The following is a 734-nucleotide window of genomic DNA, read 5'->3' on the forward strand; positions in this document are numbered from 1 at the left end:
GCCTGTCCAGGGTTGCGCTTCATGTCGAAGGTCATGAGAGCCATAGTGTTCTCTTCCGATTTCTTGAGTTCTTTAATTTCCAAGTTTCTGACTTTAAGTTTTTAAGGTTTTCAAACTTAAAAAACTTAAGCCCGATCCGCCACACGCTCACCCATGATCCCGGACGGGCGCAGGGTCAGCACGATGATCAGCACGATGAAGGCGAAGATGTCCTGGTAGTTGCTGCCCAGGAAGTTGCCGGTCAGGTCGCCGATGTAACCCGCGCCCAGGCTTTCGATCAGGCCCAGCAGGATGCCGCCCAGCATGGCGCCGTAGATGTTGCCGATACCGCCCAGCACCGCTGCCGAGAAGGCTTTCAGGCCCGGCACGAAGCCCATCGCGAATTGCGCGGTGGAGTAGTTGGCGGCCCACATCACGCCGGCGATGGCGGCCAGGGCGGCGCCGATGGCGAAGGTGACGATGATGACGCGGTTGGCGTCCACGCCCATCAAACCGGCGATGCGCGGGTTCTCGGCGGTGGCGCGCATGGCGCGGCCCATCTTGGTCTTTTCAACGATGAGTACCAGACCGATCATGGCGGCCAGGGCCAGGATCAGCAGCATGATCTGCGTGGGCGAAATCAGGGCACCGGCGATGTTGACCGGGGTCGAGGGCATGATCTGCGGGAACGGCAGCGGGCTGCGGCCCCAGATCATCATGGCGAAGGTCTGCAGCAGGATCGATACGCCGATGGC

General features: G+C 60.6%; 1 protein-coding gene. It reads right to left on the reverse strand.

Features of this window, described 5'->3' with window-relative positions:
* Nucleotides 1-125 precede the first annotated feature (125 nt).
* A partial coding sequence (locus HWE01_RS22575) for a branched-chain amino acid ABC transporter permease (protein WP_241822950.1) occupies nucleotides 126-734 on the reverse strand: 609 nt, incomplete at its 5' end.

This window comes from Herbaspirillum sp. C7C8, from assembly GCF_022627875.1.
In the GTDB taxonomy this organism is placed as follows: domain Bacteria; phylum Pseudomonadota; class Gammaproteobacteria; order Burkholderiales; family Burkholderiaceae_D; genus Herbaspirillum.